Genomic DNA, 635 nt, shown 5'->3' with positions numbered 1-635 from the left:
GCTGATGTGCAAAGGGGGGAGGTCTATAGTCGTACGAATCAATTTGGATCCTTCTCTTACAACTTGACGTCATTACAACGTTATCCTTGGAAGGATGATGATATCGTCATGGCCAAGCTGAACATCACCAACACCCAGTCCGTAACCCTTACGCTTCCCGAACTTACGGGAGCGATTAAACTGGGTACCAATGATTTAGCGGCGACTACGAATCTGCTGATCGATAAAGAGGCCGCGACGCTGGCTCCGGGCAAGTCTGCCGAGATTGTAGTGATGTCCAAAGTTCCGTATACCGAGGAATTCGAAGATGTTCGAATCAATTTATTCAGTACGGTGAATACCGAGAAGGTGCCGTTCCTGGACCTCAGCATGAGTAATTCACTGAATGCAATAGATAACATTGACCGCGGGGGCACCTACAAAATCAGCGGTAAAGGTAAAAATGCCAACGTTCAGGAGAGCCGTACGACTGTTTATGAGGGGACCAATTCCAAAATTGTGTACACGGAACTGCTCATAAGCAGCCAGGAGAAAAGACAAAGCAAGATGGCGCGTCTGCAGGCGTATTACAGAACGAAGGACGGGCAGTTCTTTGATGCGAAACCTAATCAACCCGACAATGCTGCAACACCTGG

The 635-nt window shown here is 48.2% G+C and carries 1 pseudogene; it reads left to right on the top strand.

Features of this window, described 5'->3' with window-relative positions:
• Window positions 1-63: 63 nt before the first annotated feature.
• Window positions 64-635, top strand: a pseudogene (locus tag ACQ76X_RS36120) (hypothetical protein); the annotation flags it as partial.

The organism is Paenibacillus sp. IHBB 3054, from assembly GCF_051594305.1.
Classification (GTDB): domain Bacteria; phylum Bacillota; class Bacilli; order Paenibacillales; family Paenibacillaceae; genus Paenibacillus_AQ.
The sequence above is the reverse complement of the archived record's forward strand: the minus strand, read 5'-3'. Positions and strand labels throughout refer to the sequence as shown.